The following is a 12,867-nucleotide window of genomic DNA, read 5'->3' as shown; positions in this document are numbered from 1 at the left end:
GGGAAAGATCGATGCCGGGTTCGGCCCGACATGCTTGAAGAACAAGGATTGGAGCGACCCATGAATGAGGCAGTTCGAAATCCCGCCAAGCCGACCAATGGGCCGACCAATGGGCCGATCATCGAGATCGAGAACCTGTCGATCTCCTTCTTCACCCGCAAGGGCGAGATCCCGGCCGTCATGGATTTTTCCTGCACGGTTATGCCTGGCGAGGCGATGGGTATTGTCGGCGAATCCGGTTGCGGCAAGTCGACCGTGTCGCTCGGTATCATGCGTGACCTCTCCAACATCGGAAAGATCGTCGGCGGAAAGATCAAGTTCCAGGGCAAGGACATGGGAGAACTGTCCGACGAGGAACTGCGCGCCATCCGCGGCAACAAGATCGCGATGATCTACCAGGAGCCAATGGCCAGTCTGAACCCGGCGATGAAGGTCGGCCAGCAGCTGATGGAAGTGCCGCTGATCCACGACAAGGTGTCGAAGGACGAAGCTTACAAACGCGCTTTGGAAATGGTGCGCGCGGTGAAGCTGCCGGATCCCGAGCGCATGATGCGTTCCTACCCGCACCAGCTTTCCGGCGGCCAGCAGCAGCGCATCGTCATTGCCATGGCGCTGCTGTCGAAGCCTGCGCTGCTTCTGCTCGACGAGCCGACGACAGCGCTCGACGTGACGGTTGAGGCCGGCATCGTCGACCTGGTCAAGGGGCTTGGCGAGAAGTTCGGCACCTCGATGATCTTCGTGTCGCACAATCTCGGCCTGATCCTGGAGACCTGCGACCGCATCACGGTGATGTATTCGGGCGAAGCGGTGGAGACCGGCAAGATCAAGGACGTCTTCGACCGGATGCGCCATCCCTACACGCAAGGCCTGTTCCGTTCGATCCCGCTGCCGGGCGCCGACAAGAATTCGCGGCCGCTGATCTCGATCCCGGGGCAGTTGCCGCTGCCGCACGAGCGGCCGAAGGGCTGCAATTTCGGCCCGCGCTGCCACCATTTCGTCGAGGGCGTCTGCAACGCCGCCGAAATTCCGATGATCGCGGTCGATGGCCATGACGGGCATTTCTCGCGCTGCGTGCGCTTCAACGAAATCGACTGGGAGGCGCTGCCGCCCGGCGCCAAGAAGGTCAACGAGCGGGTGGTGCCCGGTGCGCCGGTGCTCCAGATCGAAGACCTCCGGAAGTACTACAAAGTCGGCGGCAGCGAAGTGTTCGGCTCGAGCGAGGGCCGTGTCGTCAAGGCCAATGAGACGATCTCGTTCATGGCGCGCGAATCCGAGACCGTCGCTATCGTGGGCGAATCCGGCTGCGGAAAATCGACCCTGGCCAAGGTGCTGCTCGGCCTCGAAACGGCAAGTTCCGGCCGCGTTAAGCTCGGCAACAAGGAGATCCAGTCGACCGGGATCGAGAAGCGCAGCGTCGACACGGTGTCATCGATCCAGATGGTGTTCCAAAATCCGTTCGACACGCTCAATCCCAGCCATTCGGTCGGTTCGCAGATCATTCGCACGCTGGAAAAGTTCAATGTCGGCAACACGGTGGCCGACCGACGCAAGCGGATGCTGGAATTGCTCGACCTGGTGAAGCTGCCGAGGGCGTTCGAGTCGCGCAAGCCGCGCCAGCTTTCAGGTGGCCAGAAACAGCGCATCGGCGTGGCGCGCGCCTTTGCCGGCGACGCCAAGGTGGTGGTGGCCGACGAGCCGGTCTCGGCGCTGGATGTGTCGGTCCAGGCGGCGGTGACCGAGCTCTTGATGGACATCCAGCGCAAGAACAAGACGACGATGCTGTTCATCAGCCACGATTTGTCGGTGGTGCGCTACATCGCCGACCGCGTCGTCGTCATGTATCTCGGCTACATCGTCGAGCAAGGCACGACCGACCAGATCTTTTCACCGCCCTATCACCCCTACACCGAGGCGCTGCTGTCAGCGATCCCGATTGCCGATACCAGCGTGGTGAAAAGGCACATCGTGCTCGAAGGCGACATTCCGTCGGCGATGAACCCGCCCTCGGGATGTCCGTTCCAGACGCGCTGCGGCTACAAGAAACTGGTGCCGGACAATCTTTGCGAAACTACGGTGCCGCCGGTCAAAAATCTCGGCGACGGTCATATGAGCCTGTGCTGGCTGGCCGACGACGTGCTGGCAAAAATGGAGCCGGTGATCAAATTCGACAAGGAACACGCGGCGAATGAGGGCGTGCCGGATGATGCAAACCACGGTGTTGGCCCAGGCTTTGCCGGAGACCCGCCCAAGCGCCCGCATGGAAAGACTGGCAGCGTTGAAGCCGATGCCGAGGGTCAGGCAGCGGAGGATGGCGAAGCGGTCGCCAAAGCCCGCCGTCACGAGGTTCGCGACGAGGTTTCAGAGACCGGCGGCACCTCAAGCTCTGCCGATAGCGCGGTGGCACCAATCACGCCGCCGACAGTCGGCGACGGCCGCCAGGCCGAGAACGCCACGCGCAAGCCGCGCAAACCCAAGGGCGGCTGAAATGCCGCTAGTACGCTAGGGCGCGCATTGCCGTAGCTGCGCGGCGTAATCCTGCGCCATCTGTTCGGTGGCATGCGCATAGCGCTGCACGTCGGCGTCGCCGCGATTGCCGCGCTTGTAGGCATTCCAGCCGAGATAGTAGGCGAGATACAGATTGTAGGTGTCGTTGCGGGCGACGCCGAGTGTGTCGGCGGTTTTCGAATGATACCAGCCGACGAAATCAACGGCATCGGCAAAGCGGGTGCGGCGCGCCGCCCAGCTGCCGGTCTCGCTCTGGTATTGCGCCCAGGTGCCGTCGAGCGCCTGCGAGAAGCCGGTGGCACTGGAGATATGTTTCCAGGGAATGAAGCCCAGCAGCTTGGTGCGCGGCGGCCTGGCATTGCTCTTGAAGCCGGATTCCTTGCGCACCGTCGCCATCAGCACGGGAACCGGCACACCGTATTTCTGCTCGGCGCGTTGTGCCGCCGCCTGCCAATTGTCGAACCAGCCGTCATTCTGGTCGAAAACGGCGCAGACATCGTTGATATGGTTCGGCGGCGTCGCGCAGGCCGAAAGCGTCAGCGGCACGGCAATCGCTACAATTTTACTAAAACTCGACCTACGCATTGGAAGAGCATTAGGCCGAAAACATAAAAGGAATCTTGCTGTCTTCCTTAACGGCTCATCGGCCGCTTGGCCGACACTGAGCAGGTATAAACATTCCGACGTTTGTTGTCGCTTTTACCGACGTGAAATCCCCGGTATGGCGCCTTGGCTAAAATCACGCCCGCAGGTGGCGGATTTTTGACAGCTCGATCTTCGTGGCGGCGCTTTGATGCGCCGCATGAGCGAACCAAGACGCAAGCGCGGCGCCGAGCGAACCAGCAACAGGGGACCGACCGCCATCCCGCAACTGCCGCTCAGGCGGGTGACAAATCCGTATCCGCCGATGGCGATGCTCTCGGCCGACCAGATCGAGGCGATCCACCAGGCGTCGATGCATATCTTGGAGAATTTCGGCATCGAGGTGATGAGCCCGCGTGCGCTGTGGCTGTTCGAGAAGGCCGGGGCCAAGGTCGATCATGCCTCGATGAACGTCCGCATCGATCGCGGCATGATCGAGGACGCGCTGAAGACGACGCAGTCCAGCTATACGCTGACGCCGCGCAATCCCGCCCATGCCGTCCACCTCGGCGGCAATACAATCAACTTCACGCTCGTCGCCGGGCCGCCGAATGTGCACGACATGGAGCGCGGCCGCCGTGCCGGCAATTTGCGCGATTATTCCGATCTCGTCCGGCTGGCGCAGCACTTCAACTGCATCCACATGCTCGGCAACCAGGTCTGCGCGCCGATGGAACTGCCGGCGAATTCCCGTCACCTCGACACCTATTTCGCCAATCTGACACTGACCGACAAAAGCTTTCACGTCTCGGCCATCGGCCGCGGCAGGGCGCTCGACGGCATCGAAATGATGGCAATCGCGCGCGGACTGACGCTTGACGAAATGCGCGACGATCCCGGCGTCACCACGATCATTTCGGTCAACTCGCCGCGCCGCTTCGACGAGATGATGGCCGAGGGGCTGATGACGATGGCCGAGTTCGGCCAGTCGGTGGCGGTAACGCCATTCACGCTGATGGGGGCGATGAGCCCGGTGACGCTTGCCGGCGCGCTCGCCCAGCAGAATGCCGAGGCGCTGTTCGGCGTGGTGCTGACGCAGCTCATCCGCCCCGGCGCGCCGGTGATGTATGGCGCCTTCACCTCCAATGTCGACATGAAGTCGGGTGCACCGGCTTTTGGCACGCCTGAAAACACCAAGGCGAATATAGCGTCCGGACAGTTGGCGCGGCGTTACAAGCTGCCTTACCGGACGACACCGGGCTCGGCTTCCAATGCCGCCGACGCGCAAGGCGCTTATGAGACGCTGATGGCGCTGTGGGGCGCGGTGCTCGGCCATGGCAACCTCGTCTACCATGCCGCCGGCTGGCAGGAGGGCGGGCTGACCGCGTCGTTCGAAAAGTTCATCATCGACGTCGAGATGATCCAGCACATGATGGAGTTTTTGCGCCCGATCGAAGTCAACGAGGCCGAGCTTGCCGTCGAGGCTCTGGGTGCGGTTCCGACCGGCGGCCACTTCTTCGGCGAGCCGCACACGCTGGAGCGCTACGCCACGGCCTTCTACCAGCCGATACTGTCCAACTGGCAGAACTACGAGGCCTGGCAGGAGGCCGGTGGGCTCGACGCCACGGCGCGTGCGACGAGGCTGTGGAAGAAGGCGCTGGAGGACTATGTCGAGCCGGTGATGGAAATCTCCAGGCGCGAGGCATTGGAGGCGTACGTGGCCAAGCGCAAGGAAGCGATCGGGCAAAGCGAGCCTTAAACGCTGCTCTTGTTCAGATTCATTCTCTTCTCCTACAGAATCATGAAACCCAACCAACTCTTTGAAATGACGAGAATCCCATGAAATCGCATGCAAAGGTCGTGGTTATCGGCGGTGGCGTTGTCGGGTGCTCCGTGCTGTTCCATCTGGCCCGTCACGGCTGGACCGACATCGTGCTCCTGGAGCGCAATGAATTGACCTCCGGCTCGACCTGGCACGCCGCCGGCGGCATGCACACCATCAATGGCGACCCCAACGTCGCCAAGCTGCAGAAATACACGATCTCGCTCTACAAGGAGATCGAGGAGCTGTCCGGCCAGGCGACTGGCGTGCATCTGACTGGCGGCGTCTTGCTGGCGGCGACCGAGGCGCGGCTCGACTGGCTGCGCGGCGTCGTCGCCAAGGGTCGCTATCTCGGCATCGACCTTGAGGAGATATCGCCTAATGAGGCGGCCGAGCTGATGCCGCTGCTCGATCCCAAGCAGTTCGTCGGTGCTGTGCGCAACAAGGAGGACGGTCATCTCGACCCGTCCGGCGTTACCCACGCCTACGCCAAGGCGGCGAGGAAGCTTGGTGCCGAGGTCGAGCGTTTCACCAAGGTCGAGGATATCGTGCGGCGCGCCGACGGGCTGTGGCGCGTCATTACCAACAAAGGCGAGGTGGTGGCCGAGCATGTCGTCAACGCCGGCGGCCTGTGGGCGCGTGAGGTCGGCCGCATGGTCGGGCTGGAGCTGCCGGTGCTGGCGATGGAGCACATGTACCTGATCACCGAGGACATGCCGGAAGTCGCCGCCTGGAACCAGAAGACCGGCACGGAGATCATCCATGCAGTCGATTTCGATGGCGAGCTGTATCTGCGTCAGGAGCGCGGCGGCATGCTGATGGGCACTTACGAAAAGGCCAACAAGCCATGGTCCGAGTTCCAGACGCCGTGGAATTTCGGCCATGAACTGCTCGAACCCGACATCGACCGCATCGCACCGTCGCTGGAGGTCGGCTTCCGGCATTTCCCGGCCTTCCAGAACACCGGCATCAAGCAGATCATCAACGGGCCCTTCACCTTCGCGCCGGACGGCAATCCGCTGGTCGGGCCGGTGCGCGGCCTGCCGGGTTTCTGGGTGGCCTGTGGTGTCATGGCGGGGTTCTCGCAGGGAGGCGGCGTCGGGCTGGCGCTGTCGAACTGGATGATCGAAGGCGATCCCGGTGCCGATATCTGGGCGATGGATGTGTCGCGCTACGGCGACTGGGCGACGATGGCCTACACCAACGCCAAGGTGCGCGAAAACTATTCGCGGCGGTTTTCGATCCGCTTCCCGAACGAGGAACTACCAGCCGGCCGGCCGCTCAAGACGACACCGGTCTACGATCTGTTGTCGGTGAAGGGCGCGCAATGGGGTGTCGCCTATGGGCTGGAGGTGCCGCTGTGGTACGCGCCCGAAGGCGTCAAGGACGAATTCTCCTGGCGGCGCTCGAGCGATTTCGAGCATGTTGCGAAAGAAGTGGAGACTGTTCGGCAAGGCATTGGCCTGTCGGAAATCTCGTCATTCGCCAAATACAGGGTAACCGGCGAGGGCGCTGCAGCCTGGCTCGACCGCTTGCTTGCCTGCAACCTGCCAAGGCCCGGCCGCATGACGCTGGCGCCGATGCTGAAGGAAGACGGCAGGCTGATTGGCGATTTCACCCTGGCCAATCTCGGCAGCCCAAATTCGGAAAGTGACGGCTGGTTCCTGGCCGGCTCCGGCGTCGCCGAGCAGTACCATATGCGCTGGTTCGAGGCACATCTGCCGAAGGACGGCTCTGTCTGCATCGAGGCGCTGGGCGCAAAACTCACCGGCTTATCGATCGCCGGGCCGAGCGCGCGGAACCTTCTTGAAAAGGTTACACGGTCGGACGTGTCGAATGCGGCCTTTCCGTTCATGGCCATCAGCAAGATGGACATCGGCATGGCGCCATGCCTGATCGGGCGCGTCAGCTACACCGGCGATCTCGGCTACGAAATCTGGGTGGCGCCGGAATATCAGCGTGCGGCATTGCAAGCCTTGATGGCCGCGGGGGAGGAATTCGGCATCGGCCTGTTCGGCTCGCGCGCCCTCAATGCATTGCGGCTGGAAAAGAATTACGGCTCATGGGCGCGCGAATACCGGCCGATCTACGGGCCGTTGGAAGCCGGGCTCGACCGCTTCGTCGCCTACGGCAAGCAGGCCGATTTCATCGGCAAGCAGGCGGCGCTGGCCGAGCGCAAGCAAGGCGGCAGACTGCGGCTGCGGGCCTTTGTCGTCGATACTGTCGATGCCGACGTCATCGGCGACGAGCCAATCTGGTACGGGGGTGCCGTGCGCGGTTGGGTCACGTCGGGCGGCTACGCGCATCATTCAAAAAAGTCCGTCGCCATCGGCTATGTGCCGAAAGAGATTGCCGAGGAAGTTGAAGGCTTCGAGATCGAGATTCTGGGCAAACGCCACGCTGCGCGCATGCAGCCGATCCCGCTGTTCGACGCGAATTTCGAGCGGATGCGTGGGTGAAGAACCGCCGACGCCTCAGCTGTTGCGCCGGTTGTCGAGGGCCATGGCACCCGGACCGGCAAACACCAGAGAGAGGAAAATGAAGCAGAACGAGATCGCCGAATCGCCGCCATTGTTGATGGGGAAGAAGTCGCGCGGCATGTGCGCCATGAAATAGGCGATCGCCATCTCGCCAGCCAGGAGGAAGGCGACCGGCCGGGCGAAGAGCCCAAGCGCCAAGAGAATGCCGCCCACGAATTCGAGGAGGCCAGCGGTCAGCGTCAGCCCGGTCAATGTACCGGCATGGTCGCCGGCGGGAAAATTGAACAGCTTTTGCGTACCATGTGCGATGAATTGCAGTGCCGTCATGATGCGCAATGCGGCCAGAGCCTGCGGCTGATATCTGGCAAGGCCGTCGAAAAGCTTCATCTAAGACTCCATTTCACCCCCGAACCGGCCATAGATTATCGCCCGGCAGGGGACCATTCACTTCGCATGGCCCCGCCATCAACAATCAGTGATGGAAATGTTCCTCGTCCTTTCAATATTTTTCTCTCCAGGGTTGTATTAAAACCGCTATAGTTGTACTGAGATCCAGACACTCCAAACCATGTGGGTTCCGTTTTCCATGAGAAAAGTCGTCGTCAGCCTATTCGCCATCCTTGCAGGCACCAGCGTCGCCATGGCCGACGACGCCGGCTGTGCTGCTTTCAAATGGCCGGTGACGCGCGAGGAGGCCCTGTTTGCGGCGGCGCCCGCCGCGCAGTCCGGCGCTGACCTTTCGGTCGGCGAGGCTGCGGATGTGGCGTTGGCGCCGGTCGGCACGATCAGCTTCACCGTTCCGCCGGAACGCGCGCCGGCAGCCGGTACATTCGGCGCGACGGCGAGCGTGGCCGTGCCCCCGGAGGGAGAACTCCAGATCAGCCTGTCTGATGAGGCCTGGATCGATGTCGTTCAGGACGGTAAAGCCGTGAAGTCGGCGGCTTCCAGTGGTATAAAAACCTGTCCGGGGATCCGCAAGAGCGTGCGCTTCAAGCTAGCCGCCGGCCGGGCGACCATCCAGCTCAGCGGCGCCAAGAAGCCCGATCTCAAAGTTTCCGTGCTGACGCCGGAATAGTTCTCAAAGAGCGTAAGATTGGAGGGACAGCGCCCCTCTCTGTCGGACATCTCCCCCACGAGGGGGGAGATCGGTTTTTGCTGCCGGTTTCGCCAATCGCGACGCGACGTTGCTACCGCACCGGTGCCATTAGCGCGAAATGGGCGCCCTGCGGGTCTGTGCACTGCACGATCCAGCTGCCGCCGGGGACCTCCATCGGACCCATCAGGATCTTGCCGCCATTGTCGGTGACGCGCTTGGCTGCCCCGTCGATGCCGGGCACGTTGAAATAGAACTGCCAGACCGGCACCGGGATCTGCTCAGGCTTGTTCATCATGCCGCCAACCGGCTCGCCTCCGAAGGAAAAGAGCTGGTAGATGCCCATCGGACCCATATCCATGGCGTCGCCCTTCTCCCAGCCGAACTGGCTGGAATAGAAATCGAACGCCGCCTTCCAGTCCGACGTATAGAGTTCATGCCAGCCGATGTTGCCGGGTGTCGTCAACGGTAGCGGCGGCTGGTCGGGGCCGCTGGGCTGCAGGAAGTTGAACATCGCGCCTTGCGGGTCGGCAACGACGGCGAAGCGGCCGACGCCAGGAATGTCGTCGGGCTCGCGGTGAACCGCGCCACCAGCCTTCTTGAGGGACGCCGTTGCGGCATCGACGTCCCTGGTGAGGATATAACCGATCCAGGCCGGCGGCATGCCCATCTTGCGCGCGTCCTCGGGCAGCGTCATCAGCCCGCCGACGCCGCGCTCGCCGACATTCATGACGATATAGCGCGGCATGCCCGGGGCCCCTTCGAAAGGCTGCCCCCTCCAGCCCACCACGGCGGTGTAAAACGCCTCCGCGGCGTCGAGATCGGTGGTCATCAGCTCGTACCAGAAGAAGGGCATCGGGGACTGTGGCATTGTCGTGCTCCTTGCGGTTTGTACATCGATCATGCGCGATCCATTCTAGGACGATCTTCACGACGAAAATCCGACAGCCAACCAAAAAAGATGGCGGCAAATTGGAAATGTTACCGGGTTACGCGCCCTGCGGTTTTCGACTTTGCTTGCAGTCAACGAGGGGTTGTTGATCCATGCGCCGGATGTCGCTCACTTCCGAACTTGTCGCGCTGTGCCATCGGCAGGAGACCGATCCGTACCGGCTTCGTGCATGGCCGTTTGGAAAACATGACTATTACCATCATGTTTGTTGAAGGTTTTCAGCGAGTTGCGCCGAAAATTGACCAATTGATAAAAAAATAAAACGTGCTAGCCTTCTCCAAAACAAGAATAGGGGAACTGACGATGCCAGAAGGCCAGTTCAAGCAAGGCATTGCCGGCGGGCGGCTCTCGCCGGAGCAATATGCCGATAATTTTGCCGACCTGCATCCACCGCTCGATCATCACGAGGCGCTGGTCGAGTCCGACCGCTGCTATTTCTGCTATGACGCGCCGTGCATGAACGCGTGCCCGACTTCAATCGACATCCCGCTGTTCATCCGCCAGATCTCGACGGGCAATCCGATCGGCTCGGCCAAGACGATTTTCGACCAGAATATTTTGGGCGGCATGTGCGCCCGCGTCTGCCCGACCGAGACGCTGTGCGAAGAGGTCTGCGTGCGCGAGGTGGCAGAAGGCAAGCCGGTGCAGATTGGTCGCCTTCAGCGCTACGCCACCGATGTCGCCATGGCCGAAAACAAGCAGTTCTACAAGCGCTCCGAACCGACCGGCAAGACGGTCGCCGTGGTCGGCGCCGGACCGGCGGGGCTTGCGGCCGCGCATCGGCTTGCCCGTCATGGCCATGACGTGACCATCCTGGAAGCCCGGCCGAAGCCCGGCGGCCTCAATGAGTACGGTATCGCCGCCTACAAGAGCGTCGACAATTTCGCCCAGGTCGAGGTCGACTATGTCACGTCAATCGGCGGCATCGACATCCAGAACGGCAAGGCGCTCGGCCGTGATTACCAGCTGTCGGACCTAACCAGGAATTACGATGCGGTGTTCCTCGGCATGGGGCTTGCCGGCGTCAATGCCTTGCGAGCGGATGGCGAGGAGGCGCAAGGCGTCACCAATGCCGTCGAGTTCATTGCCGAGCTTCGTCAGGCCGGTGATCTGGCCAGCCTGCCGGTCGGCCGGCGTGTTGTCGTCATCGGCGGCGGCATGACGGCGATCGACGCGGCGGTGCAATCGAAGCTGCTCGGAGCCGAAGAGGTGACGATCTGCTATCGGCGCGGCCCGGAGGACATGAACGCCTCCGAATTCGAGCAGGATCTGGCTGCCGCCAACGGCGTCATCATCCGGCACTGGTTGCAGCCGAAGCGGGTCATTGCCGATGGCGGCAAGGTGTCGGCGATCGAGCTCGAATACACCGCGATGGACGGCGACCGGCTCGTCGGCACCGGCGAGCGGCTGACGCTCGTCGCCGAACAGGTGTTCAAGGCGATCGGCCAGAGCTTTGTCCCGGCTGCGCTCAACGGCAGTGGGGTCTTGCTTGCCCTGGAAGCCGGCCGCATCAAGGTCGACGCCGAAGGCCGCACCTCGCTGCCAAACGTCTGGGCCGGCGGCGACTGCATCTTTGGCGGCGACGACCTGACAGTCTCGGCCGTTGCGCAAGGCCGCGACGCGGCGGAGAGCATCAACCGGGCTCTGCGATGATGGCGCCGGTACTCGCTGTCGCTGACTTCATCGGCGCTGCGGCAATGCCGGCGGTTTCACCAGACTATTGGCTCTACACGCAATGGTGTGACGAGAAGGGTGACGAGCGGATGTTCGTAGAAGTGTCCGGCGTCGGCTTCAACGAGCACACGATCTGCCAATGGACGTCCGGGCCGCCTACTGGCGACTTGGTTGTGACAGCGGTTTCATGCGCGAACGTCTATCCCAACGGGGACGAGACCGTGCGCATGGACGAAAGCATGGTCAAGCTGGAGGCGCGCAAGGGCGATCCGGACAAGATCACAGTAACGGTCGAAGGCGAGCCACCGGCGGTTTTTCTTCGATGCGAGGAATGATCCGGATACGATAGTCAACGCTATAAGGTGGCGGTGAGCCCGCTGCAGCCAGAGGAGAAAGACCCATGGCAGACATCCGCAACAATTTCGTTGGTATCAAGTCGCCGAACCCGTTCTGGCTGGCTTCGGCGCCGCCGACCGACAAGGCCTACAACGTTATACGCGCGTTCAAGGCGGGCTGGGGCGGTGTCGTCTGGAAGACGCTCGGCGAAGAGGGCCCACCGGTGGTCAACGTCAACGGACCGCGCTACGGCGCCATTTGGGGCGCCGACCGTCGTCTGCTTGGCCTGAACAATATCGAGCTGATCACCGACCGCGACCTGCAGGTCAATCTGCGCGAGATCAAGCAGGTCAAGATGGACTGGCCCGACCGGGCGATCGTCGTCTCGCTGATGGTGCCTTGCGAGGAGCACGCCTGGAAGGCGATCCTGCCGGTGGTCGAGGAGACCGGCGCCGACGGCATCGAGCTCAATTTCGGCTGCCCGCACGGCATGTCGGAACGCGGCATGGGTGCCGCCGTCGGCCAGGTGCCGGAATACATCGAAATGGTGGTGCGCTGGTGCAAGGCCAACACCCGCATGCCGGTGATCACCAAGCTGACGCCCAACATCACCGACATACGCAAGCCGGCACGCGCTGCCCTTGCCGGCGGCACCGATGCGGTGTCGCTGATCAACACCATCAATTCGATCACCGGCGTCAATCTCGATAGTTTCGCACCGGAGCCGACGATCGACGGCAAGGGTTCACATGGCGGCTATTGCGGCCCGGCGGTGAAGCCGATCGCCATGAACATGGTGGCCGAGATCGCGCGCGACCCGGAAACGAAGGGCCTGCCGATCTCCGGTATCGGCGGCATCACCACCTGGCGTGACGCCGCCGAATTCATGGCGCTCGGCGCCGGCAATGTGCAGGTGTGCACGGCGGCGATGACCTATGGCTTCAAGATCGTGCAGGAGATGATCGCCGGCCTGGAAAACTGGATGGACGAGAAAGGCCACGCCTCGCTCGACGACATCGTCGGCCGCGCCACGCCGAACGTCACCGACTGGCAGTATCTCAACCTCAACTACATCGCCAAGGCGCATATCGACCAGGACGCCTGCATCAAATGTGGCCGCTGCCACATCGCTTGCGAGGACACCTCGCATCAGGCGATCACCAGCATGGTCGACGGCGTCAGGCATTTCGAGGTGATCGAGGCCGAATGCGTCGGCTGCAATCTCTGCGTCAATGTCTGTCCGGTCGAGAACTGCATCAGCATGGAGCCTTTGGCGGTCGGCGTGATGGATCAGCGCACCGGCAAGCCGGTGTCGCCGATCTATGCCAACTGGACGACGCATCCGAACAATCCGATGGCCAAGGTGGCGGCGGAATAGCATTGCGAAAAAAAGCGGCGTTCACGGGCGCCGCTTTTTAATTTT

10 protein-coding genes are annotated in these 12,867 nt (G+C 62.3%); 7 read left to right on the top strand and 3 right to left on the bottom strand.

The window, feature by feature from the left end; translation table 11 throughout:
• Nucleotides 1-60 precede the first annotated feature (60 nt).
• Complete coding sequence (locus tag NKJ40_RS05640) at nt 61-2,484, top strand: dipeptide ABC transporter ATP-binding protein (protein WP_352465229.1); 2,424 nt, start codon at nt 61-63, stop codon at nt 2,482-2,484.
• Between the two features lie 15 nt (nt 2,485-2,499).
• Here NKJ40_RS05640 and NKJ40_RS05635 read toward each other — a convergent pair whose 3' ends face one another.
• Complete coding sequence (locus NKJ40_RS05635; RefSeq protein WP_352465228.1) at nt 2,500-3,090, bottom strand: transglycosylase SLT domain-containing protein; 591 nt, start codon at nt 3,088-3,090, stop codon at nt 2,500-2,502.
• Between the two features lie 217 nt (nt 3,091-3,307).
• Here NKJ40_RS05635 and NKJ40_RS05630 point away from each other — a divergent pair, with 217 nt between their 5' ends.
• Together NKJ40_RS05630 and NKJ40_RS05625 are read left to right on the top strand one after the other, a co-directional pair.
• Nucleotides 3,308-4,846, top strand: a complete 1,539-nt coding sequence (locus NKJ40_RS05630) for a trimethylamine methyltransferase family protein (protein WP_352465227.1) — start codon at nt 3,308-3,310, stop codon at nt 4,844-4,846.
• 80 nt (nt 4,847-4,926) lie between these two features.
• Complete coding sequence (locus NKJ40_RS05625; protein WP_352465226.1) at nt 4,927-7,368, top strand: GcvT family protein; 2,442 nt, start codon at nt 4,927-4,929, stop codon at nt 7,366-7,368.
• A 15-nt stretch (nt 7,369-7,383) separates the two neighbouring features.
• On the opposite strand, the gene NKJ40_RS05620 is transcribed toward NKJ40_RS05625, so the two are convergent.
• A complete protein-coding gene (locus NKJ40_RS05620; protein ID WP_352465225.1) occupies nt 7,384-7,776 on the bottom strand; it encodes a DoxX family protein in 393 nt (130 codons plus the stop codon).
• 181 nt (nt 7,777-7,957) lie between these two features.
• Here NKJ40_RS05620 and NKJ40_RS05615 point away from each other — a divergent pair, with 181 nt between their 5' ends.
• Complete coding sequence (locus tag NKJ40_RS05615; protein WP_352465224.1) at nt 7,958-8,464, top strand: hypothetical protein; 507 nt, start codon at nt 7,958-7,960, stop codon at nt 8,462-8,464.
• A gap of 112 nt (nt 8,465-8,576) precedes the next feature.
• On the opposite strand, the gene NKJ40_RS05610 is transcribed toward NKJ40_RS05615, so the two are convergent.
• Nucleotides 8,577-9,353 (bottom strand): VOC family protein, encoded by a 777-nt coding sequence (locus NKJ40_RS05610; protein WP_352465223.1) that lies wholly within the window; start codon nt 9,351-9,353, stop codon nt 8,577-8,579.
• Nucleotides 9,354-9,737: 384 nt separating this feature from the next.
• Between NKJ40_RS05610 and NKJ40_RS05605 the strand changes: the two genes are divergently transcribed.
• From NKJ40_RS05605 to preA, 3 genes are all read left to right on the top strand, one after another.
• Nucleotides 9,738-11,087, top strand: a complete 1,350-nt coding sequence (locus NKJ40_RS05605; RefSeq protein ID WP_352465222.1) for an NAD(P)-dependent oxidoreductase — start codon at nt 9,738-9,740, stop codon at nt 11,085-11,087.
• Nucleotides 11,084-11,443 (top strand): hypothetical protein, encoded by a 360-nt coding sequence (locus tag NKJ40_RS05600; protein WP_352465221.1) that lies wholly within the window; start codon nt 11,084-11,086, stop codon nt 11,441-11,443. Before NKJ40_RS05605 ends, NKJ40_RS05600 begins: the two co-directional genes overlap by 4 nt.
• 65 nt (nt 11,444-11,508) lie before the next feature.
• Nucleotides 11,509-12,822 carry an NAD-dependent dihydropyrimidine dehydrogenase subunit PreA gene (gene preA / locus NKJ40_RS05595; protein ID WP_352465220.1) on the top strand — a complete coding sequence of 438 codons (1,314 nt, stop codon included), beginning with the start codon at nt 11,509-11,511 and terminating at the stop codon, nt 12,820-12,822.
• Nucleotides 12,823-12,867 lie beyond the last annotated feature (45 nt).

The organism is Mesorhizobium sp. M0119, from assembly GCF_040322615.1.
Taxonomy (GTDB): domain Bacteria; phylum Pseudomonadota; class Alphaproteobacteria; order Rhizobiales; family Rhizobiaceae; genus Mesorhizobium.
Note: the sequence above shows the minus strand (reverse complement) of the source record. Positions and strands in the feature narration are given on the sequence as shown.

What these genes read in the sequence shown, in the direction of transcription:
- NKJ40_RS05635 (WP_352465228.1), bottom strand. Translation starts at nt 3,090, where the DNA reads ATGCGTAGGTCGAGTTTTAGTAAAATTGTAGCGATTGCCGTGCCGCTG.
- NKJ40_RS05630 (WP_352465227.1), top strand. Translation starts at nt 3,308, where the DNA reads ATGAGCGAACCAAGACGCAAGCGCGGCGCCGAGCGAACCAGCAACAGG.
- preA (WP_352465220.1), top strand. Translation starts at nt 11,509, where the DNA reads ATGGCAGACATCCGCAACAATTTCGTTGGTATCAAGTCGCCGAACCCG.
- NKJ40_RS05625 (WP_352465226.1), top strand. Translation starts at nt 4,927, where the DNA reads ATGAAATCGCATGCAAAGGTCGTGGTTATCGGCGGTGGCGTTGTCGGG.
- NKJ40_RS05615 (WP_352465224.1), top strand. Translation starts at nt 7,958, where the DNA reads ATGTGGGTTCCGTTTTCCATGAGAAAAGTCGTCGTCAGCCTATTCGCC.
- NKJ40_RS05620 (WP_352465225.1), bottom strand. Translation starts at nt 7,776, where the DNA reads ATGAAGCTTTTCGACGGCCTTGCCAGATATCAGCCGCAGGCTCTGGCC.
- NKJ40_RS05605 (WP_352465222.1), top strand. Translation starts at nt 9,738, where the DNA reads ATGCCAGAAGGCCAGTTCAAGCAAGGCATTGCCGGCGGGCGGCTCTCG.
- NKJ40_RS05600 (WP_352465221.1), top strand. Translation starts at nt 11,084, where the DNA reads ATGATGGCGCCGGTACTCGCTGTCGCTGACTTCATCGGCGCTGCGGCA.
- NKJ40_RS05610 (WP_352465223.1), bottom strand. Translation starts at nt 9,353, where the DNA reads ATGCCACAGTCCCCGATGCCCTTCTTCTGGTACGAGCTGATGACCACC.
- NKJ40_RS05640 (WP_352465229.1), top strand. Translation starts at nt 61, where the DNA reads ATGAATGAGGCAGTTCGAAATCCCGCCAAGCCGACCAATGGGCCGACC.